The following is a 26,695-nucleotide window of genomic DNA, read 5'->3' on the forward strand; positions in this document are numbered from 1 at the left end:
ACCTCTTAGCCTTTCACGGCAAATTTGCTTTCCAGATACACGGTCCATCGCGCAATCGGATAGCAGTATACGAAAAACAGAAACAGGACGAAGGAATACAAAGGCGCAAGCAGATCCGTTCGCCCATCTTCCGCCGCGAGCACACGACCCGCCAGGGTCATCACTTCTGACACACCGACAATTGAGGCCAACACAGTTGCCATGGTCAAAATGGAATACAGGTTCATCCAGGGCGGCAGCATACGCTTCACACATTGTGGCAGAATGATCAGCCAGAGCGTCTGGCGACGGGTATAGGCCAGGCTTTCCGCGGCTTCCCATTGACCACTGGGCAGGGATAGAACCGCTCCCCGGACAATTTCAGAAACATTTGCCATTACCGGCAGGGACAGGCCGATAATCGCCTTGATCCAGTCAGGGAAAGGAATCGTGGCCCCCGCGATCGTGAATTCAAACGGCAGCAGGTACATGGCAAAAAACAACAAGACCAGCCAGGGGGCATTCCGGAAAAACTGGGTCACAAACCACGAACTGTGGCGGATAGGCGGCATCAACGATATCTGGGCCAGGCCCAGTATCGTGCCAACAGCTGTGCCAACCGCCATGGACAGAATGGAAATCAATATGTTGAACAGGAACCCTTCCAGCAACAGCGGCATCCATCGCAGCATGACCGTGCGAATAGAATCAACTTCAGGTGCCGTGGTCGCATAGCCGTATGAGGTCGTGAAAATGCAGACCAGGGCCAGAAACACGCCATGCCAGGGTGTCAGTTTCAGCCGGAACGGATCATGCGCTTTCCGCTTTACCGGCAACATAACCGCCATGTCCGTTTTCTTAGGTGGCGCGTCGTGGGATCGTGAGCGCTGGGTCATGAGCCAAATCCTGGAATTTTAAGGGCGCGTTCCCAACGGTTCATGCCCCACACCAATATTCCAACCAACACAAAATAGGCGATCAGCAGAAAAATCATCATTTCCGGTACATTCACATTATCCGACCATATTTGGGCTGATTCATAGAGCATTTCCGGGACGGCAATCGCATAGGCCAAAGTCGTCGTCTTCACCAGATTGACCAGATTGTTGTTCAGCGATGGCAGAACCACACGAATGGCAAGCGGCAGGGTGACATCGCGATAAATCTGGAACCGCGAAAATCCCAATGATTCCGCCGCCTCTACTGTGGACTTCGGCACGGCTTCAATGCCCGACCGAAAGATCTCGACATTAAAAGCGCCGGCGAAAAAGGATAAAGAAATCACGGCCCAGGCAAAACTGCCCAGCATCGGGGCCTGTCCACCCCAGTCGGTTTCAACACGGGGCAGCATGGACCCAATTGCGAAATAAAAGAAATAAAGCTGAACCAAAGGGGGGGTATTTCGGAACAGCTGGATATAGCCATTCACGATGCGACGGGTCCAGGTGAAGGAGGATCCCTGCAACCACGCCCCGATAATCCCAATCACGATTGAGAAAAACAGACAAATGAATGACAATTCAACCGTCGTCAGAAAACCGTCGATCAGACGGCCCCGGTCATAACTGTCGTATATAAAAGGAAGATTTATTCCAGTGGTCTGATAAAGCTCACGAAACCACTCGTAAATTATATCCATGCATCCCCCTCCGACGCCTGACTATATATGCGAAAAGGGCGGAAGATGCCATTGGCAAATCCCGCCCTTCATCACACAAGTCGCTTACTTGTACTTATCGTGCATGGCCTTCGCGAAGGGCGTATTGGCAACCCCCCACTTGGTTTCAAGTTCCAGGATTTTCCCGGTCTTGTGCCAATCGATAATGGTCTTGCTCATGAAATCCGCAAACGCTGTCTCTCCCTTTTGGACGGCCAATCCCCAGGGGGCATCGTCAATCGTCGGCAGAGGCATTTCATAATCTGCGAATTCCGGTTCATTGGTTTTCGCAACGATGGCGGAGTCATCATAGACAAACGCGACGCAATTGCCCTGCTGCAAGGCAGCATAGGCTTCCGCCGTGCCCTTAAAGGCAATAATGTCGGCACCATATTCCTGGCCGGTCTTCTTGTTATAGAAGGCGCCCTGAATCCCGCAGACAGGTTTGCCACGCAGGTCTTCCCATGTCTTCAGGCCGAATTTCTTGTTCGCAAGAACGTTCGTGCCGGAAGAATAATAGTTCGGATCAGGGATCAGAACGACTTCACGACGATCAGGACGATCGGTCATGGTGGCGATCATCAGATCAATTTTACCCTGTTCCAGGAACTGCATGCGGTTGGAACTGACGACCGGTACGAATTCCACTTTCACGCCCAGGCGGTCAGCAACATCTTGTGCCAGATCGGGTTCAAGCCCAATGATCGCACCCGAGGAATCCAAGTAGCCATAAGGCTTATAGTCAGCCTTCACGCCGACCTTAATAACACCAGCGGCCTTGATATCATCCAAAGCATCGGCTTGCGCCAATGAGGCCGTGAAAGCCATGGCGCCCAGCGCGGCCGCGCCGATTACGCCTTTAATCATCCTGTTCATCATTTGATATTCCCTCCATAGAACTCGAAAAGATCACTCAGAAAAGCCATAAAAAGGGCCCTGATCTGTGTGATCACATTACAGACGGCACCGTGCGTTCTGTCAAATCAGGATAATGTATCCGCCGTAAGGGGATCGCCGGTTTACGTCAAAAGGCGACCCATTCTCGCCATTATGACAGTTTGTGTCACATTCAGGACACACTCAGACCTGTCATTAGGTCCGCAACCAATCGCGATAGTCCGACAGAGCCTCAGATAGGGGCATTGGCTTCCACCCCGTATCCCCGGTCAATCGGGCGATATCATAAGCATTCCACCGCCCACCGGTCTTCATAGGATCTACAATGATATCGGCTTGATCTTCCGGGACCACATCAGCACCAAACCCCGGCACGATATCCGCCACGGCATCCACCAACTGCGCCATGGTCAATCGCTGTCCATAGGCAACATTATAGACGTTGTGCGACAGGTGCGGCGCATCGAACAGGGCCAGGATCGCCCGTGCGACATCTCCGGCATGGATGTAATCCCCGGCCCCGCCCCTATTGGAAATCCGCACCCGTTCCCCGGTCAGGGCCCGGCGCATCAGGACCGCAGGGGGCAGGCTAACCGCACGATGCGCGGTTTCACGGTCCATCGGTCCATAGACACTGGACAGGCGGATTGCCGCCACTGGCAAACCAAATTGCCGCGCCCATTGCCCGGCCAATTGCTCCCCAGTGTATTTGGTGATGCCATAGAAACCATCGGGATCAATATACCCGTCTTCGGGCAGCGGTTGAGACTCGTCCGGTTCCGGCCCCGTCGTGCCATAGACCGACCCGGTGGAGACATGAACCATGCGCGCCAGTTTCGGACATCCTGCGGCAAAGGCCAGTGCCCGGGCTGGCCCCATCATATTGGTCTCCAGGGCAGGCAGGCCCCCCGCCGGAGCCCCCTCAAACAAGCGATTGATTGATGTCACCGCTGCGGCATGAACGATATGGGTGATCTTGTCTTGCGGCAGCTTCGCCCATAGCGCCGGGTCACTGACCGACCCCTGCACAAAGGTCAGGCGATTTTCCAATCCCCAGAACCAGCGCCGTGCCACGGCATCCAAAGGCGCATTATCCACAACAATCGCCAGAGTATCGGGCGCCCGCTCCAACCATTGCCGCACCAAATGGCTAAGGACGAAGCCACCACCACCAGTTACAAGCAGCGTTCCAGCCATGGCATTTTATCCAACGGTTGAGGAATATCTGCATATAGTAGATACTACCATATATATTACAGCGGCGGCATCAATACACTATTGACAGGGTGGCACGAATCACAAACGATGATTCGTTGAGCGATTTTGTGGGGGAGTGCCAACCACGACTCCTCCCCCACGAGGTCCAAACCGAAACGGAGAACGTTTTTGGCAAGATTAACCTCATGGGGAATATTGTATGCCTCAGAGTCGGTTAACGCGTCAAGCGTTTCTCTGTTTCTATAGAAACGGAGATACACACCATGTTGTTAGTACGCCGACACCTAGATACCACATTTGCCGACCTAGCGGCATCGAACAAAATCCAAAAAAATAGAATGCGCCGCGAGTACAATAGACATTATGTCTATGACGGTGACTCAAAAGGTGGACAGCCGCCGACCACACTGTTGCGCCACTATTTAAATCAAGTGCTACTCAAAGGACGCGATGTAAATGAATTGCATGCCTACCTGCACAGCAAACCCAAATGGCACTCCGGCCCTTACCTAAGCCAGTACATTTATAGAACTCTTGAATTTCTGGCAAAACATGAAGCAAAAGTTCTACCATCTGAGTACATAGGGACTTTTGAGCTTCCAATTGGGCCATTTCATATACAATTTTTTCCCCATGTCACATTCCTAAAGGGTGGCGTGGTTAACCACCTGGTTCTTTACAGCACCAAAGAAGTTGAAATCCACCGCCGGTACTACGGCGCATTTAATGCTCTAGCCGAACATCTATTGATGAAAGCGGATCGCAGGAATGAACAAGTGGTAATTTTTGATGCTACGAAAAACCTTTGGATGCGCAGCGCTTCTGATGTCGTGCACTTAAACCATCTTCTGGAAGGTAGGTTTAAAACCTGGAAGAATGTTGTAGCAGACCATCAGGGCATTAAAATGCCCTTTGATGATAACGCGGAAGGTCCCATGATATCTACCTGAAGATGAGACTTCGGTACATAAAAACATTGAGAAGCCAAACTTCTCAGTGTTTTTATGGTACCGACTCCAAACTCTATCCAGCCGCCGCGATCCGCTCCAGCGCCTCTTTCAGTTTATCGCGCTGGGCCTCTTCGTCGGCCAAGCGGGCACGGTTTTCTGCGACCACGGCTTCGGGAGCATTGGCGACGAATTTCTCATTGCCCAACTTCCCGGTCAGCTTGGCGATCTCCCCGTCTGCCTTGGCAATGGCTTTTTCCAGTCGCTGGCGTTCGGCGTCCAGATCGATGACACCTGCCAACGGAATGGCAATCGTGGCCTCGTCGACGACCAGTTGAATGGCCCCTTCGGGGATGTCGGTGACATGCTCGAAAGAAGCAACGCGCGCCAGGCCGGCAATCAGGCTATCATGCTTTGCCAGCCAGGCTTTCGCCTCGTCCCGCATGCCCTGAATAGCCAGCGGCACTTTAGTCCCTGGCGGTACATTCATTTCCGACCGTGTGGAGCGGATTTCCGTAATCAGGCGCACGACCCAGCCCATTTCCGTCTCAACCGCCGCATCAACTGGCGGCGCTGCAGGCCAGGCGGCCTCGATCAGGGGCTCCGCGCCCTCCCCCTTCACATGATCCCACAATTCAGCGGTAATGAAGGGAGAGATCGGATGCATCAGGCGCAAAATACGCTCCAGCACGAAAGCCGCCGTCGCGCGGGTCTCCGCCTGGGCTGCAGCATCCTCTCCCGCAAACAAGGGCTTGGCGAATTCCAGATACCAATCGCAGAAGGTGCCCCAGACGAATTGATACAAAGCACCCGCCGCCTCATTAAAGCGATAGGTTTCAATCGCTGTGGTCACCGCATCGCGAGTCCGTCCCAATTCGCCCAGTATCCAGCGATTGACGGTTTCTTTGGCTAAAGCAGGATCATAGCTTTCATCCAGAACACATTGGTTCATTTCGCAAAACCGCGCTGCGTTCCATAGCTTGGTCATAAAGTTGCGATAGCCCTCAACCCGTGCAGGGCTGAGCTTGATATCGCGACCAGCCGCCGCCAGAGCGATCAGCGTGAAGCGCAACGAGTCCGCGCCATATTCATCAATCAACTGCAGTGGGTCGATGACATTGCCCTTGGACTTGGACATCTTCTGTCCATGTTCATCGCGCACCAGAGCATGGACATAGACCGTGTGGAACGGCTCCGTCTTCATGAAATGCAACGTCATCATCATCATCCGGGCAACCCAGAAGAAGATGATATCAAACCCGGTCACCAGCACGTCGGTTGGGTGAAAGCGGTCCAGTTCCGGCGTCTTGTCAGGCCATCCCAGGGTGGAAAATGTCCACAGTGCCGAGGAGAACCAGGTATCCAACACGTCCTCGTCGCGCTTCAGTGCGGTTGGCTTGCCATAATGGGCGTCTGCTGCGGCCTGGGCCTCTTCTTCGGACAGTTCAACGAAGATTTCACCATCCGGCCCATACCAGGCAGGGATCTGGTGGCCCCACCATAATTGGCGCGACACGCACCAGGGCTGGATATTGCGCATCCATTCGTAATAGGTCTTGGTCCAGTTTTCCGGCACGAATTTCGTGCGGCCCTGCTCTACCGACTCGATGGCGGGCTTTGCCAGGGTTTTGGCATCCACATACCATTGATCAGTAAGATAAGGCTCAATCGGTACCCCGCCCCGATCGCCATAAGGAACCATGTGATCGATTTCTTCGATCTTTTCCAACAGGCCCAGCGCATCGATATCGGCGATGACCTGCTTGCGGCACTCAAACCGATCCATCCCGCGATATTGTTCCGGCACATCATCATTCATTTTGGCTTGAGGCGTCATGACATTGATGACCTCAAGCCCGGCGCGACGACCAACTTCAAAGTCATTGAAATCATGAGCCGGTGTAATCTTCACCGCCCCGGATCCCTGTTCCGGATCGGCATAGCTGTCCGCGACAATCGGGATGCGGCGCCCAACCAGTGGCAGGATACAGAATTTCCCGATCAGATGCTGATAGCGCTCGTCATCGGGATGAACCGCAATGCCGGTATCGCCCAGCATGGTTTCCGGCCGCGTGGTGCCGACCGTCAGGGTGACGCCCTCTTCCCCCTCAACGGGATAGCGGAAGAACCACATCTTACCCTTGGTTTCGACCTGCTGCACTTCCAGGTCGGAAATCGCGGTTTCCAGCGCCGGGTCCCAGTTCACCAAGCGCTTGTCGCGATAGATCAGGCCTTCCTTGTGCAGGTCGACAAAAACCTTCAGCACGGCCTTGCTGAGGCCCTCATCCATGGTGAAGCGCTCACGGCTCCAGTCACAAGACGCGCCCAGGCGCTTCAACTGCCCCTTGATGGTGCCGCCGCTTTCCGCCTTCCAGTCCCAAACACGCTGAATGAAAGCCTCACGGCCCAATTCCCGGCGCGACTGGTTGCCCTTGGCTGCCAGTTGTCGTTCGACCACCATTTGTGTGGCGATGCCGGCATGATCCATGCCCGGCTGCCACAGGGCATCGCGCCCGGCCATGCGGTGATAGCGGATCAGCACATCCTGAATGGTGTTGTTCAGGGCATGGCCCATATGCAGGCTGCCGGTGACATTGGGCGGTGGAATGACAATGGTGAACGGATCAGCGTCGGGCCGACGCCCGCCTTCAAAATATCCGCCCTGTTCCCATTTCTGATAATGGGCCCCTTCTGCCTGTTCCGGCTGATAGGTCTTCTCCAGCATACCACACCTTCATTCTCAAAGATTTCAAACCGCGTCGGTTATACGACTTGCATCCCACAGGTCAAACCGGATGCGCATCAACCATCCAAGAAAAAGGCCCCAAAGCGGGGCCCTTTCCATGGAAGATTTATGTTTGGACTAGTTCTCATCATCCCAGCGTTTGCGGGCGCGATGGGACATGCGTTGGATTTCTTCCTGGACCAGCCGTTCGACCAGGCCCGGCAGATTTTCATCCAGCCAACCGCGCAGCATCGGCTTCAACAGGCCTTTGACCACATCTTCCAGCGTCTCACCGGCTTGTCCCATGCGAATTTTCCGCTCAAGGGACGCAAATTGTGAAATTCCATACCCTTCCACGTCGTCAGAGAGAATGCGGTCATCGTCACTCATCACCGGCGGCGCAGGCCTGGACGGTGGTGGGGGCGGAGGCACATATTCCTCCTCCTCTTCCTCTTCCGGTTCGGGCTCAGGTGGTGCTGGAGGGGGCGGCGGTGGCACATATTCCTCTTCCTCGTCGTCTTCCATATCGACGAGTTCCAGGTCGGGCAATTCCTCCTCGACCTCATCCTCAAGCTCTAAGGGTTCTTCCTCAACCTCTTCTTCCAGTTCCATAGGTTCCGGCTCAGGCTCAGGCTCCGGTTCCGGCTCGGGTTCGGGCTCTGGCTCCGGTTCTGGTTCGGGCTCCGGCTCAGGTTGTGGCTCCGGTGCGGGCTCTTCCTTCTTTGGGGGCTCATCCTCACCATCCTCGGAAATAATCTTCCGAATGGATGCCAGAATCTCTTCCATCGAAGGTTCTTGGTTATCGCTCATAGTTCCGTCACCATATCCACATGTCCTACCCTGACCCTCATTCGGGACAGCATAGGCTGATTCCCGCCGCGTCACCTTAAAATACAGGGACGCGATTTGTCACAGACTGCCTGAGTCTCTACAGATTCCGCAAGTCTTCAATGGCATAGGGGAAAGCGCAATCAAGCGAAACAGTCTTACGGTTCCACCTGCATGGCGTCAGCATCGCTGGGAATGCGTTCCACGTCCTCACCAACGCCCCAGAATGCATCCTTCACGTCATCGTAATGGCTGCTGGGGTCATAAACAGGAACATCCAGGCCCAGATCCTGCGCTGTCAGGGCGCCAATTGCTGCGATCAATTCAAAACGGGCGACCGTTTCATCACGCTGAGCCCGTTCCAGACTGACCTTCGCATCCAGAACTTCCTGCTCCGCGTCCAAAACGTCCAGCACCGTGCGCTGCCCGACCAGTTCTTCCTGTTGCACACCATCCAGGGCGATTTCCGCTGCCCGCACTTCTTCGCGAATCGCGACAATCGTGGAAACGACGGACTGATAGGTTTCCCAGGCGCTGATGGCTTGTTCCGATACGTCGCGACGGGCTTCCTCAATCTGCATAAGGGTCTGTCCTGCCGTCATCTTGGACTGACGCACCTGGCTGGTCGCGAAACCCTGCTGATAGATTGGCACCGTTAAGCGGGCGGTAAGTTGCGCTGTCGTCGCGCGGGACCCATCGGAGGCCTTGTCCCAATCCTTGCCTGCTGCACCGATGATATCAACGGATGGCAGAAGATCGGCATATTCCTGATCGATGCTGTGCAAGGCTGCGCGCCGATTATACAGCGCCGTCAATACAGCCGGATTATTTGATATCGCCATATTCTTTGCCGCATCACGCCCTTCGGGCAAATCGGGCATCAGGATCGGGCGGAACAGGTTCGTTGGGGCAATTCCGATCACTTCTTCGAAAACAGACCGGCTGACTTCCAAATCCCCCCGGGCGGCGGACAGATCAGACCGGGACCGCGCCAGACGCGATTCCGCCTGCGCTGAATCCGTCAGCGTGGCGACACCGGCATCATATCGATCCTGCGTTGCTTCCAACTGACGTTCCAACCGCGACACGTTCTGATTGTTCAACTCAACGACGGCCTCATCCCGCAAAACGTTCATATAGGCGGTAACACCTTGCAACAGAACCGATTGTTCGACCGCAAAAAGATCGGCCCGCTGGGCTAATACATCCGCCTTGGCCCCTTCGACGGCCGCCTTGGTCCCGCCACCATTATAAACGTTCTGGGTTACCTGCAATTCAATGCCCGACGTGAAACGCGAAGAATCTGTAGAGGTCACACGCGACGTGCTTTTGGTCCGCAGCGCGTTGATATCGCCAATTAATTCAACCGTGGGCCGCCATCCGGCCTTTGCCTGTGGGACCGATTCATCCGTCGCCCGCAATTGAGCACGCCGCGCCTGAAGCGTGGGATTTGATCGGTAGGCTTCCTCCAAAGCATCTTCCAGCGACTGCGCCATCGCGATTTGTGGACCTGCCAGGGTTCCAAATGTCATGACCGACGCAGCAACCGCCGACATCAAAACACGCTTCAGGGAAATCATTGTCATGCCCATGGGCCTCTCTAAAACACGTATACCTATACTTGGGGATTCGATCCGCTGGCTTAATTTAGGGTTCCTTCTAGAAAAAACACCCTAAAAAATCAGGAAAAAACACCACCACCCAAAAGTCCTACGGGAGTCGTTCAAAAAACAAAAGCGGGAGTTCGCGCAAAACCCGGTAAAGGCTTTATTGTCGCATCAAACAGCACCCGTGTGGAGGTCATGCCGTTCTTCTTGCCAAACAAGGTTGCGCGCCCGATATCGCCCGGTGCCCCGACAACCGCCATCAGACGCCCGCCTTCGTTCAACTGATCCAGCAAAATCTGGGGCGCATATTCAATCATGCCCGTCATCAGAATGATGTCATAGGGACCTTCCTTTGGATATCCATCCGCCAAAGAGGCCTCGACAGCGACAACATTATCCAACGCCAAATCCGTCAGCGCGCCGCCCATTTCTTCGACCAGATCAGGATCGTTTTCCACCGCAAAAACCGACCGGGTAAGCGCCCCATACAAGGCAGATGAATACCCCATGCCCGCACCGATCACCATGACATTGTCGGTATCCTGCGGATAGGATTCCTGGATAAGACGCGCCAGGGGCATCGGCGGCATCAGCCAGCGATTCTTTGCGACTTCGATGCTTTCATCGAAATACGACCGATGACGTTTGGCGATCGGAACAAACCGTTCCCGTGGGATTCGATGCAGCGCCTGTATAAGTTTGGTCCCGGTCACCTTGTTGGTGCGCAATTGGGATTCAACCATATTCCGGCGCGCGAGGGCGAAATCCATAGCAATTCCCCGATCCTGATAGTGCTGATGGCTTAAGCGTTCCTTATAAAAGCCAAACGCATTATTGGCAACGGCCCCAGGGGCATGAAAATGGAAGATGCGACCACTTTGCTCACCGCCGATATTGACCAGCTATCCCGGTAGGGTTATAGACCCGCTCAGATCTTGCCTGCGGATGTCGTGCAAGATCGATGAGGCGCGGTGGTAGAGTGGTGATACACCGGATTGCAAATCCGTTTACAGCGGTTCGATTCCGCTCCGCGCCTCCAAATCTTCCAAATAAATCAGCCCCTTTGCCTTGACAGGGCCGTCCTGTGCGTATCACGGTACCCACCACGCAATCAGTTGGGGTCCGAAGTGTATGCAAAATTCAGATATTGTTGTGGACCATTTTGGGCGTGAGACACAGTCAGGCCCCTACCCGGAAACCCTGAACGAGATTCTGTCACCCGCCATGGCAAAGGCGGCTTATGCCGAAATATCATCCTGGCCCGCCTATCAACCAACCCCACTGCGTAATTTAGACACTTTGGCGACATCCCTGTCCATTGGGGCGCTGTATTATAAAGACGAAAGCACGCGGCTTGGCCTGGGCAGTTTCAAGGCGCTGGGCGGGGCCTATACCGTTTTACGGTTGGCTGCGACACAGATTGAGGCGAAAACCGGGAAAAAAGTCACACTGTCTGAAATCCGCGCCGGTCAACACAGGTCCGCTCTATCAGAATTAACGGTTGTCACCGCGACAGATGGAAATCACGGGCGCTCCGTCGCATGGGGTGCCCAAATGGCCGGATGTGCCTGTCGCATCTATATCCATGCAGGCGTCAGCGAGGGACGAAAACAGGCTATGGAAGCCTTTGGCGCTGAGGTTATCCGCATTTCCGGCGATTATGACGAGTCGTTGAAGGTGTGCGCCGAAGAAGCGAAATCCAATCATTGGTTCATCGTGTCTGACACATCTTATCCCGGCTATATGAATTTACCGCGCCACGTTATGGCGGGCTACAGCGTTATGGCGACTGAAATTCTTCAGCAATTGGAGGATACGCGGCCCAGCCATGTTTTTCTGCAGGCAGGCGTTGGCGGGCTGGCCGCAGCGATCTGCGCCCGGTTCTGGCAAAGCATGGGGGCAGATAAGCCCAAAGTCATCATTGTAGAACCAACCCGCGCTGCCTGTGTCCTGGAAAGCGCGCGACAGGACAAACCCATGACCGTTGAGATCACGGAAGAAACGATCATGGCGGGATTGTCTTGCGGCGAGGTTTCGCTGTTGGCCTGGGATATCCTGTCGCAAGGGGCCAGTGATTTCATCACCATCGGAGAGGACGGCATTGGCCCGGCCATGCGCCTGTTGGCATCGGGTGCGGCAGGCGGGGGCGAAATCATTGCAGGCGAATCGGCTGTCCCCGGGCTGCTGGGCGCAATCGGCATGGCCAGCCGAAAAGATCTGCGCGACCGGCTGGCTTTAGGACCAGACAGTACTGTTCTGGTGTTTGGCTGTGAAGGTGCAACGGACCCTGCGATCTATAAAACCATTATAGACAAGCATTCCGACAGTGATAATGCCTTGATGGAGCCCTGGCATGGCTGAGGCGCCAGCGCGCGGTTTCCCGGCCCAGGAATTCGAACAGCGCACCAGACGCGCACAGGATCGCATGGCCGATGCTGGCATTGACGCGCTGTTACTGACGACGGAAGTCGAGTTGCGCTATTTCAGTGGCTATTTAACGCAATTCTGGCAAAGCCCGACCCGCCCCTGGTTCATGGTCGTTCCGGCCAGCGGGAAACCCATCGCGGTGATCCCGACCATCGGGGCGGCCTGTATGGGGCGCACCTGGATTGAAGACATCCGCACATGGTCGTCCCCACAACCCCATGATGAAGGCATCAGCCTGCTGGTGGAAACATTGCAAGACGTCCTGGGTACAGGCGGCGTATTGGGTATTTCTGAAGGGCCAGAAACATATCTGCGCATGCCGGTTTCAGACTATCGCCGCATGATGACGCTGTTGCCCGGCATCGCCACACGCGATTGCAGTGCGATTCTGCGCGACCTGCGCATGGTGAAATCGGACGCTGAGATCACCAAGATCACCCATATCTGTGATCTGGTGTCAGATGTGTTTGAAGACTTGCCCACCTTTATCCATACGGGGATGAGCGAGATTGAGGTCTTCCGTGCCTTCAAGATCAAATGCCTGGAACGGGGCGTGGATGATGTATCCTATCTGGTCGGCGGCGCAGGCCAGGGTGGTTATGGCGACATTATCTCCCCGCCGCGTGAACGGCGCATTACACAAGGCGATGTCCTGATCCTGGATACCGGCTGCCTGTTTGACGGCTATTTCTGTGACTTTGACCGAAATTATGCCTTTGGTCATGCCAGCGATGACGCAAAGCGGGCTTATGAAACCGTTTATGCCGCAACAGAAGCCGGTTTTGCCGCAGCAAAGGTCGGGGCAACCTGCGCTGATTTATTTCACGCCATGCAGGATGTGATGACAAAGGCCGGGGCCCTGGGCAACGATGTTGGACGCCTGGGCCATGGATTGGGCATGCAACTGACCGAATGGCCGTCAAACACGCCTCAGGATCAGACGGTGCTGAAACCCAATATGGTGATGACCCTGGAACCCGGCATGACCTTTGCGCCGGGATTGGTCATGGTGCATGAGGAGAACATCGTTATCCGCGACTCCGGTACGGAATTCCTGACCCGCCGCGCCAGCCCGACACTGCCAATCCTGTAGCCGTCCTCGGCCCCCTTACAGTCCCCAACCGCTATCTAGCAACACGATCATCGTCCCTGCCAGTAACAGGGTCGATGAAACGACAAAGGGCAGGTTCCAGCGCCACGCCGTGACCCAGGCACTTTGCCCCGTCACCCGCGCCATATACAGATTGGTCGCAGAGAATGGGGAAACATTCGTGCCCTGCCCCCACATCACCATCAAGGACAGTGCCAACAAGGCGGGCGGAACACCAATCACTGTTGGCGTCAGGATCGTTGTTACCAGCACCACTGTGACCACCGGATGCAGGCCGACCGCGCTGGCAACCGCATACCCCACCATAATCGCCAGCAGGATGATTTCAGAAGGAATGGCCCAATCGGCCATGACGGAACCGGCGGATCCGTCGGGTATCAAGGCCGCCACGCCGACCCCCAACAGATTGGCACCGGTAAACAGGATGGTTTCCCCGCGCAAGCCGGGCAATCCCCGAAACACATGCCGGGCCGTACCCAACAGGCCTGACCCAGTGCCGCTGCGCCCGATAAAGAAGGCCCAGATCATCGCATAAAGCGGCGCAGTAACCGCCAATGCGATGGGAATGGACCATCCCAATCCTTCAACCAATCCAATGATGCAGCCAAACAGCGTGATCAGAATCATCGCCAGTTTGAACCAAACCAGGCCGGTCATGGGATGATCCGGCGGATCCAGGGCAATCGGGGTCGGGACTAATTGCGGTTGTTTCGGGCGTGAAAACAGTCGATCCACGATCCAACTCCACACCAGCATGGCCATGGCGATTGCAAATCCAGTTGGTCCCACCTCCAGCCAGTTAACCCCAGGAACAGAAGCAATGATAACCGCCGTTCCGACATATAAGGGCGACCAGCATGTGCCTGCAGCGAAACCCTGAATCATCGCCCGGCTTAATCGCTTTTGCAGGCGCGCCGCTGCCCCTTTGGAAACCATGGGCGTCAACAGCGACAATCCGGCCAAATTAAAGGCGACACCCAGAAAATGCGCGACCACCATTACCCAGGCAAACCGCTTACCTGGACCCTGACGCATGACCATTTCGCGCACAGCCAACAGGGACGGACTTTGGGAAGACGGTTCCTGCAACCATGCAACAGAGGCGAATAACAGCAGGAAAGGCAAGGCCCGCACAATTCCCGTATAGAGCGTGCCCAGCATGTCATCGGTATATGCGGCAGTGATTAAACCGCCCAGAATCAACACGACCCCAACACTTTTCTGTATCAAGGGGATGCGTGTAAATTCCAGAATCAGAAGCAACAGCACAGATGCAACAGCCGTATCCCGGAACCAGCCAATTTCTGTCAGTTCACCCATCACCGTGAAAACGGCAATGCCTAAGAATAGAAAGGTCGATACCCGGTCTCGCATCATGCCTTAAAATTGCTGACTTTGCCGCAATGCGAAAGCCTAGAATTCGCCTTGCTTAAGAATCTGTGTCACAGGTCTATTCTTCTTTTGGCACCGCATGAACAAGGGGCGACATGTCGTCTGTGATCGCATCGGATAAGGCATGCATAAGCTGCAGGCGGGGGCTTGTGCGCCGAAACACCAGACGAACCCGGCGCGATGCCCCTTCCCCGCCTCTGGTCTTCGAAAAGGGGCGCGCCAACACACCTGTTTCTGCAAGGCGTCCCCCCTGCGTGGCCAGGGCGGGTATCAGGGTGACGCCTGCGCCAGCCGCAACAAGATTCAGGATCGTTTCCATACTTGTGGCGCGCGTATCGGCCTGCGCCGCATTCTGCGACACGGCATGCCTGCAAACGCTAAGCGCTTGATCGCGAAAACAATGCCCCTCACTTAACAACAGCAATTCCTGCGGGTCGATATCCACCGCTACCAGTTCCGACTTTTGCTCCAGGCGATGCCCTTTTGGGAAAGCCGCCCAGAATGGTTCATCATACAGCGGAATATCCACAAGCGTGGAATGCATCGGATCGGTTGCCAGAATGGCCGCATCCAATGCGCCGGACCTCAGCATATCTTCCAGGGGGTCTGTCATATCCTCCACAAAGGACAGGTGCAGTGCCGGGAATTTGCGGCCCGTCATCGCCAACAGGCTGGGGATGATCATCGGGGCAATGGTGGGAATGATCCCCAGTTTGATCTTGCCAGCCAGCGGGTCACTATGTGCCATAGCAGTCCTGCGTATATCTGCAGCCCCTTCCTGAACACGATGCGCGATCAACAGGATTTCCTGTCCAACTGCAGTTAATCGCACGGATTTGTTGCTGCGTTCAAACAATGTAACCCCCAGCTCATCCTCCAGTTTCTTGATCTGCGAGGACAATGTCGGCTGGCTGATGTGACAGTGCTCGGCGGCCCTGCCAAAATGGCGGGTCTCCGCAACGGCGCAAAAATATGTCAGGTCTCGAAGATTCATTGATTTTCCAATAATAGATTTTATCTATCGATATCATAAAAACAATCAATTTAACAGATGGTTTTATTTCCCGTATCGTCCCCATATCGGATAGAGGCAAACGCTATCCCAAACCAATAAAAGGAGACTGCGACAATGACGAACAAGGCGAGTAAAGGACAATGCCCGGTCATGACAACGACCGCTGGCAATCCGATCGCGGATAATCAGAACAGTCAGACGGCAGGGCCACGCGGACCGGTTCTGATGCAAGACTATCAGTTGATTGAAAAGCTGGCGCACCAGAACCGCGAGCGCATTCCTGAGCGGACTGTCCACGCCAAAGGCTGGGGCGCGCATGGAACCTTCACCGTGACCCATGACATCACGCGCTATACCCGCGCAAAGCTGTTTTCTGAGATCGGCAAGCAAACCGGAATTATCTCTCGCTTCTCTACCGTTGCAGGGGAAGCTGGTGCCGCGGATGCGGAACGCGATGTGCGCGGCTTCTCGCTGAAATTCTATACAGAAGAGGGCAACTGGGACATGGTCGGCAATAACACGCCGGTCTTCTTCATCCGCGACCCATACAAGTTCCCGGACTTCATCCATACGCAAAAGCGCCACCCCAAGACCAATCTGCGCTCTGCCACGGCGATGTGGGATTACTGGTCACAAAGCCCCGAATCCCTGCACCAGGTCACCATCCTGATGTCGGATCGGGGGATTCCAAAGGCACCGATGTTCATGAATGGCTATGGCAGCCATACCTATTCCATGATCAATGCTCAGGGGGAACGGTTCTGGGTGAAGTTCCACTTCAAGACCCAGCAGGGCCATAAGCATTTCACGGATGCGGAATCCACCGCTGAGATTGGTCGCAGCCGAGAGACTTATCAGGAAGCCCTGTATGGGACGATTGAAAAAGGCGACTTCCCACAGTGGAAACTGTATATTCAGGTGATGCCGGAGATGGATGCGGAAAAGACCCCGTTTAATCCGTTCGACCTGACGAAAGTCTGGCCACATGGCGACTTCCCCTTGATCGAAGTTGGCGTTCTGGAATTGAACCGCAATCCTGAAAATTACTTCCAGGAAATTGAAAACGCGGCCTATTCTCCGTCCAACATCGTTCCGGGCATCGGTTTCTCCCCCGATAAGGTTCTACAGGCACGCATCTTTTCCTATGCGGATGCGCACCGGTATCGTTTGGGAACGCACTATGAATCCCTGCCGGTGAATCGCCCGAAATGTCCGGTTCACACCTATCACAAGGATGGCACGATGAATTTCAATCCGCCCTCCCCTAACCCGGATGCTTATTACGAGCCCAACAGCTTCAACGGGCCGAAACAGGAGGAAGGATATCGTGAACCCCCTTTGAAAATATCGGGCGATGCGGATCGATTTAATCACCGCGAAGGCAATGACGACTATAGCCAGGTCCGCGCCCTGTATAATCTGTTTGATGCCGGTCAGAAGGACCGCCTGTATCAGGCAATGGGCGGATCCATGGCCGGTGTGCCAGAAGCCATCGTGCAAAGGGCCCTGGGGCATCTGGCAAAGATCGATCCCAGCTATGCCGAAGGTGTCGGTAAGGTTGCCGGTGTCGCAGTACCCCGCATGGCCGCAGAATAAGCCACCGCTAAGCCTGAAAAAGGAAAGGGCCGCTTCCGAAGAAGCGGCCCTTTTTATTGCAGTATTTATTAGAATCGAGATTATTCTTAACAGTAAATGCGATACGAGAAACAGCCTGAATAAGGCAATTTTGCTCAACCCTACGAATTTAATCAAAAGACGGTACTGCGTATGGCTCTTGCAAATAGTTCATTTTATGTTCTATTGTTTGGCATTAAGGACTACGATATCTAATTCAAAATTTCCGAGCCATGGAGAAACATATGAAAAAAACTGCCATCGACCTTTTCTGCGGTGCGGGTGGTCTTTCCGAAGGTTTTCGGCAAGCTGGTTTTCATATTCTTGCAGGCAATGACATTGATGAAAATGCTGGAAAAACTTATTCCATCACCCATTCTGATGCAAAGTTCTTGCTGGGTCCCATACAATCGATATCCGCCCAAGCTTTAATGAATGCTGCAGGTCTTTCTCCAGGGGAGCTTGATGTATTGATTGGTGGGCCGCCATGCCAGGCCTACTCAGTCTACAATCACCAAAGAGGCATGCACGATGAACGAGCAAATCTTTTCCGTGAATATCTTCGCATTGTTGAAGGCACTCAACCAAACTGGGTCGTGATGGAGAATGTTACAGGGATATCATCAATCGCCAATGGTGCCATAGTAGAAACTATAAAATCAGAATTTAATCGACTTGGTTATACCATGAACCACGCGGTCCTTAAGGCAGAAGAGTATGGGGTACCGCAAGAACGACGACGCATCTTTTTTATTGGAACTAAGACAGGAATGCCTATTAATTTTCCAATCAAAACACATGGATTAGAATTAATTCCCTTCACAAATATTTGGGATGCCATCGGGGATTTACCTTTCGTTGAGAATGGTAATATACCCGATAATGTCAATTATGCTTGCGATTCTAAATCATGGTATCAACGTTATCTTCGTGGCGATTGCTCCAAGGTATATAACCATGTTGCGCCAAAACTCGGCTCAATTAATCTAGAACGCATACGTCATATTCCCCAAGGTGGTTCATGGCGTGACATACCTTTTGAGCTCTTGCCGAATGGAATGAAAAGAGCAAAGCGTAGCGATCACACCAAGCGATACGGAAGAATGAAGACTGATGGGCTTTCATGCACCATTTTAACAAAGTGTGACATACATTGGGGTGCATATATACACCCCATTCAAAATCGCGCGATCACAGTAAGAGAAGCTGCGAGGCTCCAAAGTTTTCCTGACTGGTTTGAGTTTCAAGGTTCCAGGACAGATCAGTATGTTCAAGTTGGCAATGCCGTTCCCCCGCTCTTAGGAAGACGAGTTGCTGAAGCTTTGTTGGCGACCAACAGTGACGTTATCAAAGTTACGCGTCAGAATCATCATCTTGGTAATGCGGCAGCATAATCGGATTGAATCGTTCCTCTGTTTAAACGGTATAAGTGATAATGAAATCTAAAGTAAAGACAGGCTCTTCATATGGTATCGCAGAACTATATGGAGAAAGTTTTGTCACTGTATCAAATGAGCGCCGCAAACAATTATTAGGTCTTACTGAGCAACCCGATTGCCCACACCTTAAAAGTTACCAGGAACTTGCGCCAATACGTAAGGGGAAACCCTCAATACTATGCGGAAAAAAAGGAGGGGTTTGCTCGATAAGAAGTTTCACCCAAAAAATGGATAAACAAAGCTTTGGAGCAATTACCGCGACATGTCCGATTAGATTTTACCAAAATGGATTAGTTTTCAGGAAAATAGGTGAAGTCTTGTTGGGAAATGAAAATGCTAAAATTGCAAAAGAAATTCCATTCCTTATTCGTCCGTCAGAATCTAATAGTGACAACGAATTATCTCAAAGTGAGGACGTTGGTAGAATAGATATGGTACTTGTTGACAGTACGGATCATCATTTCAACTGGTGCGCCGTTGAGCTGCAAGCTGTGTATTTCTCTGGCGGCGCAATAAGCAAAGATTTTAAGAACATACAATCGCACCAAGGTTCTGATGTTCCAATGCCAGGGACCAATCGAAGACCAGATTTCCGGAGTTCTGGCCCCAAACGACTAATGCCACAACTTCAAATAAAAGTTCCCACTCTTCGTCGCTGGGGAAAAAAGATGGCTGTAGTGGTTGATCGCCCATTTTTTAACTCTCTGGGCGAAATGGATCATGCTCAACATGTAACAAACAGTGACATAATCTGGTTTATAGTCTCGTTCTCAGAAACGGATGGTTCCATTTATCCAAATATCGTTGTGGAAGAAGTTCGGTTCACCACACTGGAACGGGCTGTAGAGGGTTTAACTGCGGGCATCCCGACAACTCTTCCAACATTTGAAGAAAAAATACGAGAAAAGCTAGGGCGGTAGTTCTTCTGAATGGGACAACCTTTTGGCCGTTCAGATTTTTAACGGGCCGATAAAGATAGTGAATCCTGAAAATTTCTTACAGCACAAAAAAGGAAAGGGCCGCTTCCGAAGAAGCGGCCCTTTTTATTGGCTCCCGAGGTTCGATTCGAACGAACGACCGATCGGTTAACAGCCGATTGCTCTACCACTGAGCTACTCGGGATCAGCGATGCCGGTTGATAAAACCGCGCATCATATAAGTCAATTTCTTTTCACCATTTTTTTCAATCAGAATGATTTCATCTGACCGCGACGCCGCCAGATGGCGGAATTGCCTTACAGTTGATCCAGTTGCGCCTCGATATCAGAGACCAATTGAGACAATTCGTTAATTTTCATGCGAACGGATTGCAGTTGCGCCCGCGCCGCCGCAGCCGGATTTGTAGAATCGTCTGGTGCGAATTCCGCACTGCCATCCAACAGCCAATGGGCGCTGACACCCAGAATACCCGCCAATGTGATAATACGGTTGGATCGGGGATCCCGTTCTTCGGATTCCCATCCGGTGATGGTTTCAACTGTGACCCCCATGCGATGGGCCAAATCCTCCTGGGACCAGCCCAGGGAATTCCTTGCGTCCGTAATACGCCGGCCTATTCCCAAATCAGTATCATTTCCGACAGGAACAGAGTCATACGCGTTCATTATACCCTCTCAATCTCAGTTGTTTTTTTCTTGGGGCGCGAAAAGTCAGCGCCACGACCGTACGTCTGGATTATACGACAGGAACCCTATGGGTATCATTTCCCCTTGAGCTTTCTAAAAAGCCCAGTTCGCAGTGACGTCAGACAGTGAATTAAGTCTGTGTTGCCCCAAAGCAACAGATCGCCCCTGACCATACCGGGCGCAAACCGATCCGTCCAGTGCAGGGCGCAAGAAATGATTTATTTCACAGAATTGTAGGAAAAATCAGCTCATGACTTCGAAGGCGGCCTGAGAATCGGTGCGCAACATGTTAACGATGCCTTCCCGATCATTGCTGGGCGATACGACATCCCCCAGGCTTTCACAGGTATACCCCAAACGCACAACATCGCGGATATAAATTACATCCGTCCGCCGGTTCCCTTCCTGCTCAACCCGGTTCATAAAACGACGAACATACAAATCTGTCGAAACGGGGCGACCAAGATCGAGCAGGCTGTCGATATAGACCTGGATTTCTGGCGGAATGTCACCCTTGGTTGTGTCCAGGCAGAACACTTGCGCATTATAGCTGCTGCGAGACAATTTCACCAAAGTGCCCGAGGATTCCTCAAAACTGTCATCGCGCGTCAATAGATGAATGGCAAGGAACTGTTCCGGCATTTCCGCAGAGCGTTCTTCGTACCACCAGACCGGCCCTGAAAACATACCCGGCGCGTCGATATAGCTATCGCCATCCTCAGATTGGGTAAATTCGTAGGAGATGTTGATCCGTTCCGCCTCAGGCAACACAATGCCCAGCTCGTTCTGCAGTTCATACGTATTGCCTGCGATTTTTGGATAATACCGGGCCTCTTTGGGATTAACCTTGCATCCCGCCAGCCCCAGCGCGCCGACCATTATCGTCGCAAAAGTAATCGCCTTGCTGTATTTCACCATTTCATGCCCTCATGCCCAGACGCATCCCATCAAAACCGCTATCTATGTCTTATTACCCGTATTCGCGCCCAACATCTAGTGTTTCTATCGAAATCACCCTCAAATTACAGCAGTCAGACAATATGCAAGGGTCGGTGCATGAATTGACTGTCAGGGGGTGCTAAAAATGGGATGTAAAACCCGATCCCCTGGTTTTATGCCCAATCGCGATACAGTGCCGCCCGGCAGTTCCAAAACGCCCCGAACAAAACCTTTCGCGGATATCGGATCCAGGGAATGCGGTCTGGCGCGTTCTTTCAGGTTTTTCACAATGCCAGTTCGATCAATAAACAGCATATCCAGGGGAATAAGCGTGTTCTTCATCCACATGCTGGCCTGGATATCGCGTTTGTAATCAAACAGCATACCGTGATCTGCGGCCAGTTTATCGCGAAACATCAGGCCCCGGGCCCGCTGTGCATGATCTGACGCAACCTCAACCGTAAATTCATGTTTTGCGCCATCTGACGTCACAATCGTCAGGGGACTGACCGGAAACGTCATATCCTGCGCGGGGGCGACACCCGGTATCGCGCCCAAAAGGCCAAGGCTCAGCGCCGCGTATAGAAAAAATCTTCGAAACATGATGCATTTCAATTACCGCGAAATGCATCACGGGGAAAGAGCTAGATCCGCTGCGTGTCAGCCTGTCGCATTCAGAACCGCCCGAACAGTTTCCCGAATGCTGTCACGAATGGATCCTGTATTTGGCGGGTCGATCAATTGATCAAACCATCTGGCCGGTGGTGATTTAGCCAGGCTGTGCCGCCAGTGCACACCCTTCAGGACATTCCGTGCTGCTTGGGGAAGCTCCATTTCCGTCCCGTCCCGCCCATCGATTGCTGCCCAGATCAGGGTCCAGGCCCGCGCGACGGCAAAGGGATTGTAGCCACCGCCGCCCAGCACAATGTGCCGTGGGGCCAATCGCATCAATGCGGAAACCGCTACCGGATAGACATTATTGGACAATGACAATTTGGACATGGGGTCATCCGCCAACCCATCAACGCCACATTGGATAACAATCGCCGCGGGCTCAACATTCTGGACGATCGGCAGGATGGCTGTTTCCAGAATGTAATAGAATTCGTCATCCTGAAAGCCGGGTTCTACGGGAAAATTGATCACCGTTGGCCCCAGATCGTGATGCAGCCCGCCGGTGCGCGGCCAACGCCCCGCCTCGTGGATCGATAGGGTGGTGACCCTTGGATCATGCTGGAATGCGATTTCCACCCCATCACCATGATGGGCGTCCAGATCGACATAAACCACAGGCGCAATACCAGCATCCAGTAAGGTCAGGATTCCCAGAACCGGATCATTTAAGAAGCAAAAGCCGCTGGCGCGATCCCGGCGGCCATGATGGGTGCCGCCTGCCGGACTGTGGACCGTCCCCCCGTCGCGAACCATCTGCGCCGCCAGAATGGAGGATCCGGCCGCTGTTGCAGGCCTGTGAAAAACTTCCGGATAGATCGGGTTACCATTGCGCCCGATGTTCCAGCGATCCTTTTCCGCCTCCGTCAGATTCCCCTCTTCAGCCCGCAGCAACGCCGCGACATAATCCGGATCATGAAATCGATGTAACTGCTCCGGCGTTGCGATTGGCCCTTCAACAAAGCGATCCTCCGGGAACCATCCCATTGCCTTGATAAGATCAACCGCCAGTGAAACCCTTGGTATCGACAAAGGATGCTTCGCCCCATAGCGGGACGCGCGATAGATTTCGGAGGAAATGAGATGCGGGTATTGCAGCATAAAGCATGAAGCTAGTCACACGTCAGGCGACGTCAATCTTCCTGATCAGGCGGGCCCGAACAAATCGTTTCCGCAAAGACGGTTTTCGCAGGCGAAATTTTCTGACATTACAGGGGCAATCAGGCCCGTTGAGCCTATGAGACTCGAAACTCTGACATTTGGATCGCCGCTATGACGTCAACACTTCGCCCGGTTCTTGTAATTGGTGGTGGCCTTGCTGGCAGCGAGGCCGCCTGGCAATTAGCCCAACGCGGGGTCCCTGTCACGCTGCAGGAAATGCGCCCGACCGCCAAGACCGCCGCGCATCAAACCGATGGCCTGGCGGAACTGGTCTGTTCAAACTCCTTCCGCTCTGATGACCCGGAAGGCAATGCCGTCGGTCTATTGCATGAGGAAATGCGTCGGGCCGGATCTTTGATCCTGCAAATGGGCGATCTGGCAAAGGTTCCTGCCGGGGGCGCGCTGGCGGTAGACCGCGATGATTTTTCCAGACGCGTCACCCAGGCTCTGGAAAACCATCCCCTAGTCACCATCGCGCGGGGAGAGATAAATGCCCTGCCCGATTCAAGTGACTATGACAGCGTGATTGCAGCCACGGGTCCGCTGACCTCCTCTGCCCTGACGCAATCAATCCTGTCAGTCACGGGAGAGGAACAATTGGCATTTTTCGATGCGATTGCGCCCATCATTCACCGCGACAGCATCGATTTTGACAAGGCCTGGTTCCAGTCCCGCTATGACAAAGGCGACGGACAGGATTACATCAACTGTCCGATGACAGAAGATCAATACAATGACTTCATCGATAGGCTGCTGGCGGGCGACAAGACCGAGTTCAAGGAATGGGAGAAGGATACGCCGTATTTCGAGGCCTGCCTGCCCATCGAAGTGATGGCGGAACGCGGTCGTGAAACGCTGAGATTTGGCCCGATGAAACCCGTCGGGCTGACCAATCCAAAGACCGGAACCCGCGCCCATGCGGTGGTTCAGCTGCGCCAGGACAACAAGCTGGGCACGCTGTACAATATGGTCGGATTCCAGACAAAACTGAAATATGGTGCTCAGGCGGATATCTTTCGGGCTATTCCGGGGTTGGAAAATGCCGAATTCGCCAGATTGGGCGGCATTCATCGCAATACCTTCTTAAACAGCCCCAGACTGTTGGACCCGCTGTTGCGGCTAAAGGCGCGCCCGACGATCCGGTTTGCCGGTCAAATCACCGGGGTGGAAGGATATGTTGAATCCGCCAGTATTGGCCTTTTGGCCGGTCGGTTCGCGGCAGAGGAACGATTGGGCCAAACCGTAACCCCACCCCCTGTCACAACGGCACTGGGGGCATTGCTGTCGCATATTACAGGCGGCGCGCAGGCAGAGACGTTCCAGCCGATGAATGTCAATTTCGGTCTGTTCCCCGGCCTGGACGGGGACGATCACCGCAAGACACGCAAACGCGGTCGGGATCGCAAGGCCGCTATTTCCGTCCGTGCCTTACAGGATCTGGTGGGTTGGTTATAGCAAATCCCGAGCAAACCGAACCGTTTGCGACGATCTATGTGCTGAAAATAAAAGTGGTTTAGAGCATCTTGTGTGTGCTCATGCGAGCGCATGATGCTCTAAACCACCCGACCGAACAGGCTGGTGCCTAGCAAAGACCATGCGCGCCGCGCCGGGCCCAGCGTATTAATTTCCAGATGATACGGATCATATCCGCCCTTCTGCAGCCGTTTGGCATACACGGCTGCCAGTCGCGCCGGGGCCAGGGCGGCCTGGCCTGATTTATCGGTTCTGGCCGCCCCTTTACGGACAGTTGGGAATTCCGCGCGGGCCTGATTGACCAGCCATTCCGTCCAGGCCCTGGACGCCGCCCCGACTTGTGCCACCGCCACCTCTTTCGATAGGTCTGGATGGCGCGCCAGCCATGTTGCGGGAATGGTATGGCGGCCCATCACGGAATGAACATGCAGACCGCGCGCCAGACCGATCCAGGCCCAGGCCCGACCAGCGGCCCGCCCCGCCTGAAGCCCAATTGGCGTCAAATCGTCTTCGGGCACGGCACAGCGATAGGCCAATTCCCCAAGCGCGCCGCCTGATCCCTCGATATAGGCATTCAGTTTTTCCTCATCCACCGGGGGGAAGTCGTCCAGATCCCGGGCCCGTGCGTCGATCACTTCCAGAAAACAGGCTTCGGGCAGGTTACTATCCAACATTGCCGTGGCCAGTGGATGGACAACCTGATGGCGCCTTGGATTGCCTGCCCGGCATTCCGCAACAGCATCGCGCCACCATTGCAGTCGGATTTCACCAATCATCGGTTCCCGCACTGCTTCGCGGGTTTTGGAGACTTCGATGTTAAAGGCATAAAGGGCAAGCAGCCGCCACCGACCCGGCGTCGGACACAGCATCGCCGTGGCAAATCGATCAGCATCCGCATCGCGCACCAGATCCGCACAATAGGTCAAATCCGACACGCTGTCTGGTGGACCATCCTGCATCAGCCAACAATCCCCAATTTCTGTATCAATTTATCCCTAAGGCGCGCCGTCAGGCCCGTCCTGTCGACCAGGGGCGACGGATCCCGCAACAAACTGTCATGCAGATGTTCATAGATGGATAACAGCGACTCCAGAATACGGGCCTCAACACCGCCCAATGTGGTCTTCAGATTGTCAGCCATTCTGCGTGCAGCGACCCGATGTTCCTGCGCCCGAGCGGCCAAATCCTGTAACAGCGGCAGGGCAGCCATTGGATCTGCAGACACCTGCTGGCGTGTCAGATTATGGGCGACAAAGCATTCCTGGGGTATCGTGACCAATTGCCCGCCCCTGGCAAAATCCTTCGCAAAATCCCTTAAGATGTGAACCAGATAACAAAAGATCGCCATGTCTCGCGCTTGCGCAGCCAGCACATCGGCAGGGATGCCCGCCTGAATGGTATCATCAGCCCCTATCCGTGCTTGCAGGACATACAGAAAAACAGCGGCAGGCGCGACAGTCGCCCCTTCGCAATAGGTCTTAAAATCCTGCCAGGAGTCTAAGGCCCTTTCGTCCACATCGAACTGCATCGCTGCCGCCAGATTATGCCAGGGATCTGAGGGTAAATCTCCGCCTCGTGCGGCCTGTCGCAGGGCCCGGCATAGCTGTGCCTCAATTGCAGGAATGCCCGATGTTTCCGGTGCACCGGAAATCGCCGCTTCGGAGGCCGTTAACCAGGCTGCAACCCGATCCCTGGCCGCAGAGCGCGTCCGGATTCTTTCTTCTTCAGACCGCGCCAGAAAATCATCATCGACAAAATCATCAATCACCCGCATGGTCGCATAAGCAGCCTCAAACAGCATTCGCTTTTCAGAAACCAGGGCGCGCCCGACAAACCACAGATTTGACGCACTGCGGCGTGTTACAGACGCCGCCAAGACATCGGGGGCTGGCAATGCATGTTCATTATTCAGATTGGGGATATCTGTGCTCATAGCGGCACTGAACGCGATCAATGCTGGCTTGGCAAG

23 protein-coding genes and 2 tRNA genes are annotated in these 26,695 nt (G+C 53.9%); 8 read left to right on the plus strand and 17 right to left on the minus strand.

Features of this window, described 5'->3' with window-relative positions; translation table 11 throughout:
• Window positions 1-5: 5 nt before the first annotated feature.
• The 4 genes from ACOSDM_RS09450 to ACOSDM_RS09465 form a co-directional block, all read right to left on the minus strand.
• On the minus strand, window positions 6-875 hold the full coding sequence (locus tag ACOSDM_RS09450; RefSeq protein WP_420724261.1) for an amino acid ABC transporter permease: 870 nt from the start codon (window positions 873-875) through the stop codon (window positions 6-8).
• Window positions 872-1,618 carry an amino acid ABC transporter permease gene (locus tag ACOSDM_RS09455; protein WP_420724262.1) on the minus strand — a complete coding sequence of 249 codons (747 nt, stop codon included), beginning with the start codon at window positions 1,616-1,618 and terminating at the stop codon, window positions 872-874. The genes ACOSDM_RS09450 and ACOSDM_RS09455 overlap by 4 nt, the downstream gene beginning before the upstream one ends.
• 84 nt (window positions 1,619-1,702) lie before the next feature.
• Entirely contained in the window at window positions 1,703-2,515 is an 813-nt protein-coding gene (locus tag ACOSDM_RS09460; RefSeq protein ID WP_420724263.1) for a transporter substrate-binding domain-containing protein, read from the minus strand.
• A 213-nt stretch (window positions 2,516-2,728) separates the two neighbouring features.
• Window positions 2,729-3,730 carry an NAD-dependent epimerase/dehydratase family protein gene (locus ACOSDM_RS09465; RefSeq protein WP_420724264.1) on the minus strand — a complete coding sequence of 334 codons (1,002 nt, stop codon included), beginning with the start codon at window positions 3,728-3,730 and terminating at the stop codon, window positions 2,729-2,731.
• A gap of 284 nt (window positions 3,731-4,014) precedes the next feature.
• Between ACOSDM_RS09465 and ACOSDM_RS09470 the strand changes: the two genes are divergently transcribed.
• Window positions 4,015-4,701, plus strand: a complete 687-nt coding sequence (locus ACOSDM_RS09470; protein ID WP_420724265.1) for a hypothetical protein — start codon at window positions 4,015-4,017, stop codon at window positions 4,699-4,701.
• 73 nt (window positions 4,702-4,774) lie between these two features.
• Here ACOSDM_RS09470 and ACOSDM_RS09475 read toward each other — a convergent pair whose 3' ends face one another.
• From ACOSDM_RS09475 to ACOSDM_RS09490, 4 genes are all read right to left on the minus strand, one after another.
• Entirely contained in the window at window positions 4,775-7,423 is a 2,649-nt protein-coding gene (locus ACOSDM_RS09475) for a valine--tRNA ligase (RefSeq protein ID WP_420724266.1), read from the minus strand.
• A 138-nt stretch (window positions 7,424-7,561) separates the two neighbouring features.
• A complete protein-coding gene (locus ACOSDM_RS09480) occupies window positions 7,562-8,233 on the minus strand; it encodes a DUF2497 domain-containing protein (protein ID WP_420724267.1) in 672 nt (223 codons plus the stop codon).
• 176 nt (window positions 8,234-8,409) lie between these two features.
• The gene (locus ACOSDM_RS09485) at window positions 8,410-9,837 is read right to left on the minus strand and encodes a TolC family outer membrane protein (RefSeq protein ID WP_420724268.1); all 1,428 of its coding nucleotides are present in this window, start codon (window positions 9,835-9,837) and stop codon (window positions 8,410-8,412) included.
• A 137-nt stretch (window positions 9,838-9,974) separates the two neighbouring features.
• Entirely contained in the window at window positions 9,975-10,628 is a 654-nt protein-coding gene (locus tag ACOSDM_RS09490; RefSeq protein ID WP_420724269.1) for a protein-L-isoaspartate O-methyltransferase family protein, read from the minus strand.
• Between the two features lie 195 nt (window positions 10,629-10,823).
• Here ACOSDM_RS09490 and ACOSDM_RS09495 point away from each other — a divergent pair.
• The 3 genes from ACOSDM_RS09495 to ACOSDM_RS09505 all read left to right on the plus strand — a co-directional run bounded on the left by ACOSDM_RS09495 (window position 10,824) and on the right by ACOSDM_RS09505 (window position 13,378).
• Window positions 10,824-10,897, plus strand: a tRNA-Cys gene (locus tag ACOSDM_RS09495).
• Between the two features lie 92 nt (window positions 10,898-10,989).
• Window positions 10,990-12,219, plus strand: a complete 1,230-nt coding sequence (locus ACOSDM_RS09500) for a diaminopropionate ammonia-lyase (RefSeq protein WP_420724270.1) — start codon at window positions 10,990-10,992, stop codon at window positions 12,217-12,219.
• On the plus strand, window positions 12,212-13,378 hold the full coding sequence (locus ACOSDM_RS09505; RefSeq protein WP_420724271.1) for a M24 family metallopeptidase: 1,167 nt from the start codon (window positions 12,212-12,214) through the stop codon (window positions 13,376-13,378). The genes ACOSDM_RS09500 and ACOSDM_RS09505 overlap by 8 nt, the downstream gene beginning before the upstream one ends.
• A gap of 15 nt (window positions 13,379-13,393) precedes the next feature.
• Here ACOSDM_RS09505 and ACOSDM_RS09510 read toward each other — a convergent pair whose 3' ends face one another.
• Entirely contained in the window at window positions 13,394-14,773 is a 1,380-nt protein-coding gene (locus ACOSDM_RS09510) for a hypothetical protein (RefSeq protein WP_420724272.1), read from the minus strand.
• Between the two features lie 73 nt (window positions 14,774-14,846).
• Window positions 14,847-15,782, minus strand: a complete 936-nt coding sequence (locus ACOSDM_RS09515; RefSeq protein ID WP_420724273.1) for a LysR substrate-binding domain-containing protein — start codon at window positions 15,780-15,782, stop codon at window positions 14,847-14,849.
• A 135-nt stretch (window positions 15,783-15,917) separates the two neighbouring features.
• Here ACOSDM_RS09515 and ACOSDM_RS09520 point away from each other — a divergent pair, with 135 nt between their 5' ends.
• From ACOSDM_RS09520 to ACOSDM_RS09530, 3 genes are all read left to right on the plus strand, one after another.
• Window positions 15,918-17,399 (plus strand): catalase, encoded by a 1,482-nt coding sequence (locus ACOSDM_RS09520; protein WP_420724274.1) that lies wholly within the window; start codon window positions 15,918-15,920, stop codon window positions 17,397-17,399.
• A 263-nt stretch (window positions 17,400-17,662) separates the two neighbouring features.
• On the plus strand, window positions 17,663-18,811 hold the full coding sequence (locus ACOSDM_RS09525) for a DNA cytosine methyltransferase (RefSeq protein WP_420724275.1): 1,149 nt from the start codon (window positions 17,663-17,665) through the stop codon (window positions 18,809-18,811).
• 41 nt (window positions 18,812-18,852) lie between these two features.
• Complete coding sequence (locus tag ACOSDM_RS09530) at window positions 18,853-19,776, plus strand: NotI family restriction endonuclease (RefSeq protein WP_420724276.1); 924 nt, start codon at window positions 18,853-18,855, stop codon at window positions 19,774-19,776.
• A gap of 127 nt (window positions 19,777-19,903) precedes the next feature.
• On the opposite strand, the gene ACOSDM_RS09535 is transcribed toward ACOSDM_RS09530, so the two are convergent.
• From ACOSDM_RS09535 to ACOSDM_RS09555, 5 genes are all read right to left on the minus strand, one after another.
• Window positions 19,904-19,978 (minus strand) — tRNA-Asn (locus tag ACOSDM_RS09535).
• Window positions 19,979-20,091: 113 nt separating this feature from the next.
• A complete protein-coding gene (locus ACOSDM_RS09540) occupies window positions 20,092-20,460 on the minus strand; it encodes a helix-turn-helix domain-containing protein (protein ID WP_420724277.1) in 369 nt (122 codons plus the stop codon).
• Window positions 20,461-20,724: 264 nt separating this feature from the next.
• A complete protein-coding gene (locus ACOSDM_RS09545) occupies window positions 20,725-21,399 on the minus strand; it encodes a hypothetical protein (protein WP_420724278.1) in 675 nt (224 codons plus the stop codon).
• Window positions 21,400-21,549: 150 nt separating this feature from the next.
• Window positions 21,550-22,023, minus strand: coding sequence for a DUF192 domain-containing protein (locus tag ACOSDM_RS09550; RefSeq protein ID WP_420724279.1), 474 nt, complete (start codon window positions 22,021-22,023; stop codon window positions 21,550-21,552).
• Between the two features lie 57 nt (window positions 22,024-22,080).
• Window positions 22,081-23,193, minus strand: coding sequence for an acetoin utilization protein AcuC (locus tag ACOSDM_RS09555; protein ID WP_420724280.1), 1,113 nt, complete (start codon window positions 23,191-23,193; stop codon window positions 22,081-22,083).
• A 171-nt stretch (window positions 23,194-23,364) separates the two neighbouring features.
• Here ACOSDM_RS09555 and trmFO point away from each other — a divergent pair, with 171 nt between their 5' ends.
• Entirely contained in the window at window positions 23,365-24,708 is a 1,344-nt protein-coding gene (gene trmFO / locus ACOSDM_RS09560; RefSeq protein ID WP_420724281.1) for a methylenetetrahydrofolate--tRNA-(uracil(54)-C(5))-methyltransferase (FADH(2)-oxidizing) TrmFO, read from the plus strand.
• A gap of 98 nt (window positions 24,709-24,806) precedes the next feature.
• On the opposite strand, the gene ACOSDM_RS09565 is transcribed toward trmFO, so the two are convergent.
• Entirely contained in the window at window positions 24,807-25,685 is an 879-nt protein-coding gene (locus tag ACOSDM_RS09565; RefSeq protein WP_420724282.1) for a phytoene/squalene synthase family protein, read from the minus strand.
• Window positions 25,685-26,659 carry a squalene/phytoene synthase family protein gene (locus ACOSDM_RS09570; protein WP_420724283.1) on the minus strand — a complete coding sequence of 325 codons (975 nt, stop codon included), beginning with the start codon at window positions 26,657-26,659 and terminating at the stop codon, window positions 25,685-25,687. The genes ACOSDM_RS09565 and ACOSDM_RS09570 overlap by 1 nt, the downstream gene beginning before the upstream one ends.
• Window positions 26,660-26,695 lie beyond the last annotated feature (36 nt).

Source organism: Hwanghaeella sp. LZ110, assembly GCF_048892525.1.
GTDB lineage: Bacteria > Pseudomonadota > Alphaproteobacteria > UBA8366 > Aestuariispiraceae > Pacificispira.

Coding starts and splice junctions, on each gene's coding strand:
- ACOSDM_RS09450 (WP_420724261.1), bottom strand. CDS start 875: ATGACCCAGCGCTCACGATCCCACGACGCGCCACCTAAGAAAACGGAC.
- ACOSDM_RS09530 (WP_420724276.1), top strand. CDS start 18,853: ATGAAATCTAAAGTAAAGACAGGCTCTTCATATGGTATCGCAGAACTA.
- ACOSDM_RS09555 (WP_420724280.1), bottom strand. CDS start 23,193: ATGCTGCAATACCCGCATCTCATTTCCTCCGAAATCTATCGCGCGTCC.
- ACOSDM_RS09565 (WP_420724282.1), bottom strand. CDS start 25,685: ATGCAGGATGGTCCACCAGACAGCGTGTCGGATTTGACCTATTGTGCG.
- ACOSDM_RS09460 (WP_420724263.1), bottom strand. CDS start 2,515: ATGATGAACAGGATGATTAAAGGCGTAATCGGCGCGGCCGCGCTGGGC.
- ACOSDM_RS09525 (WP_420724275.1), top strand. CDS start 17,663: ATGAAAAAAACTGCCATCGACCTTTTCTGCGGTGCGGGTGGTCTTTCC.
- ACOSDM_RS09505 (WP_420724271.1), top strand. CDS start 12,212: ATGGCTGAGGCGCCAGCGCGCGGTTTCCCGGCCCAGGAATTCGAACAG.
- ACOSDM_RS09550 (WP_420724279.1), bottom strand. CDS start 22,023: ATGTTTCGAAGATTTTTTCTATACGCGGCGCTGAGCCTTGGCCTTTTG.
- ACOSDM_RS09540 (WP_420724277.1), bottom strand. CDS start 20,460: ATGAACGCGTATGACTCTGTTCCTGTCGGAAATGATACTGATTTGGGA.
- ACOSDM_RS09570 (WP_420724283.1), bottom strand. CDS start 26,659: ATGAGCACAGATATCCCCAATCTGAATAATGAACATGCATTGCCAGCC.
- ACOSDM_RS09480 (WP_420724267.1), bottom strand. CDS start 8,233: ATGAGCGATAACCAAGAACCTTCGATGGAAGAGATTCTGGCATCCATT.
- ACOSDM_RS09520 (WP_420724274.1), top strand. CDS start 15,918: ATGACGAACAAGGCGAGTAAAGGACAATGCCCGGTCATGACAACGACC.
- ACOSDM_RS09455 (WP_420724262.1), bottom strand. CDS start 1,618: ATGGATATAATTTACGAGTGGTTTCGTGAGCTTTATCAGACCACTGGA.
- ACOSDM_RS09500 (WP_420724270.1), top strand. CDS start 10,990: ATGCAAAATTCAGATATTGTTGTGGACCATTTTGGGCGTGAGACACAG.
- ACOSDM_RS09485 (WP_420724268.1), bottom strand. CDS start 9,837: ATGACAATGATTTCCCTGAAGCGTGTTTTGATGTCGGCGGTTGCTGCG.
- ACOSDM_RS09465 (WP_420724264.1), bottom strand. CDS start 3,730: ATGGCTGGAACGCTGCTTGTAACTGGTGGTGGTGGCTTCGTCCTTAGC.
- ACOSDM_RS09545 (WP_420724278.1), bottom strand. CDS start 21,399: ATGGTGAAATACAGCAAGGCGATTACTTTTGCGACGATAATGGTCGGC.
- ACOSDM_RS09510 (WP_420724272.1), bottom strand. CDS start 14,773: ATGATGCGAGACCGGGTATCGACCTTTCTATTCTTAGGCATTGCCGTT.
- ACOSDM_RS09515 (WP_420724273.1), bottom strand. CDS start 15,782: ATGAATCTTCGAGACCTGACATATTTTTGCGCCGTTGCGGAGACCCGC.
- ACOSDM_RS09475 (WP_420724266.1), bottom strand. CDS start 7,423: ATGCTGGAGAAGACCTATCAGCCGGAACAGGCAGAAGGGGCCCATTAT.
- trmFO (WP_420724281.1), top strand. CDS start 23,365: ATGACGTCAACACTTCGCCCGGTTCTTGTAATTGGTGGTGGCCTTGCT.
- ACOSDM_RS09490 (WP_420724269.1), bottom strand. CDS start 10,628: ATGGATTTCGCCCTCGCGCGCCGGAATATGGTTGAATCCCAATTGCGC.
- ACOSDM_RS09470 (WP_420724265.1), top strand. CDS start 4,015: ATGTTGTTAGTACGCCGACACCTAGATACCACATTTGCCGACCTAGCG.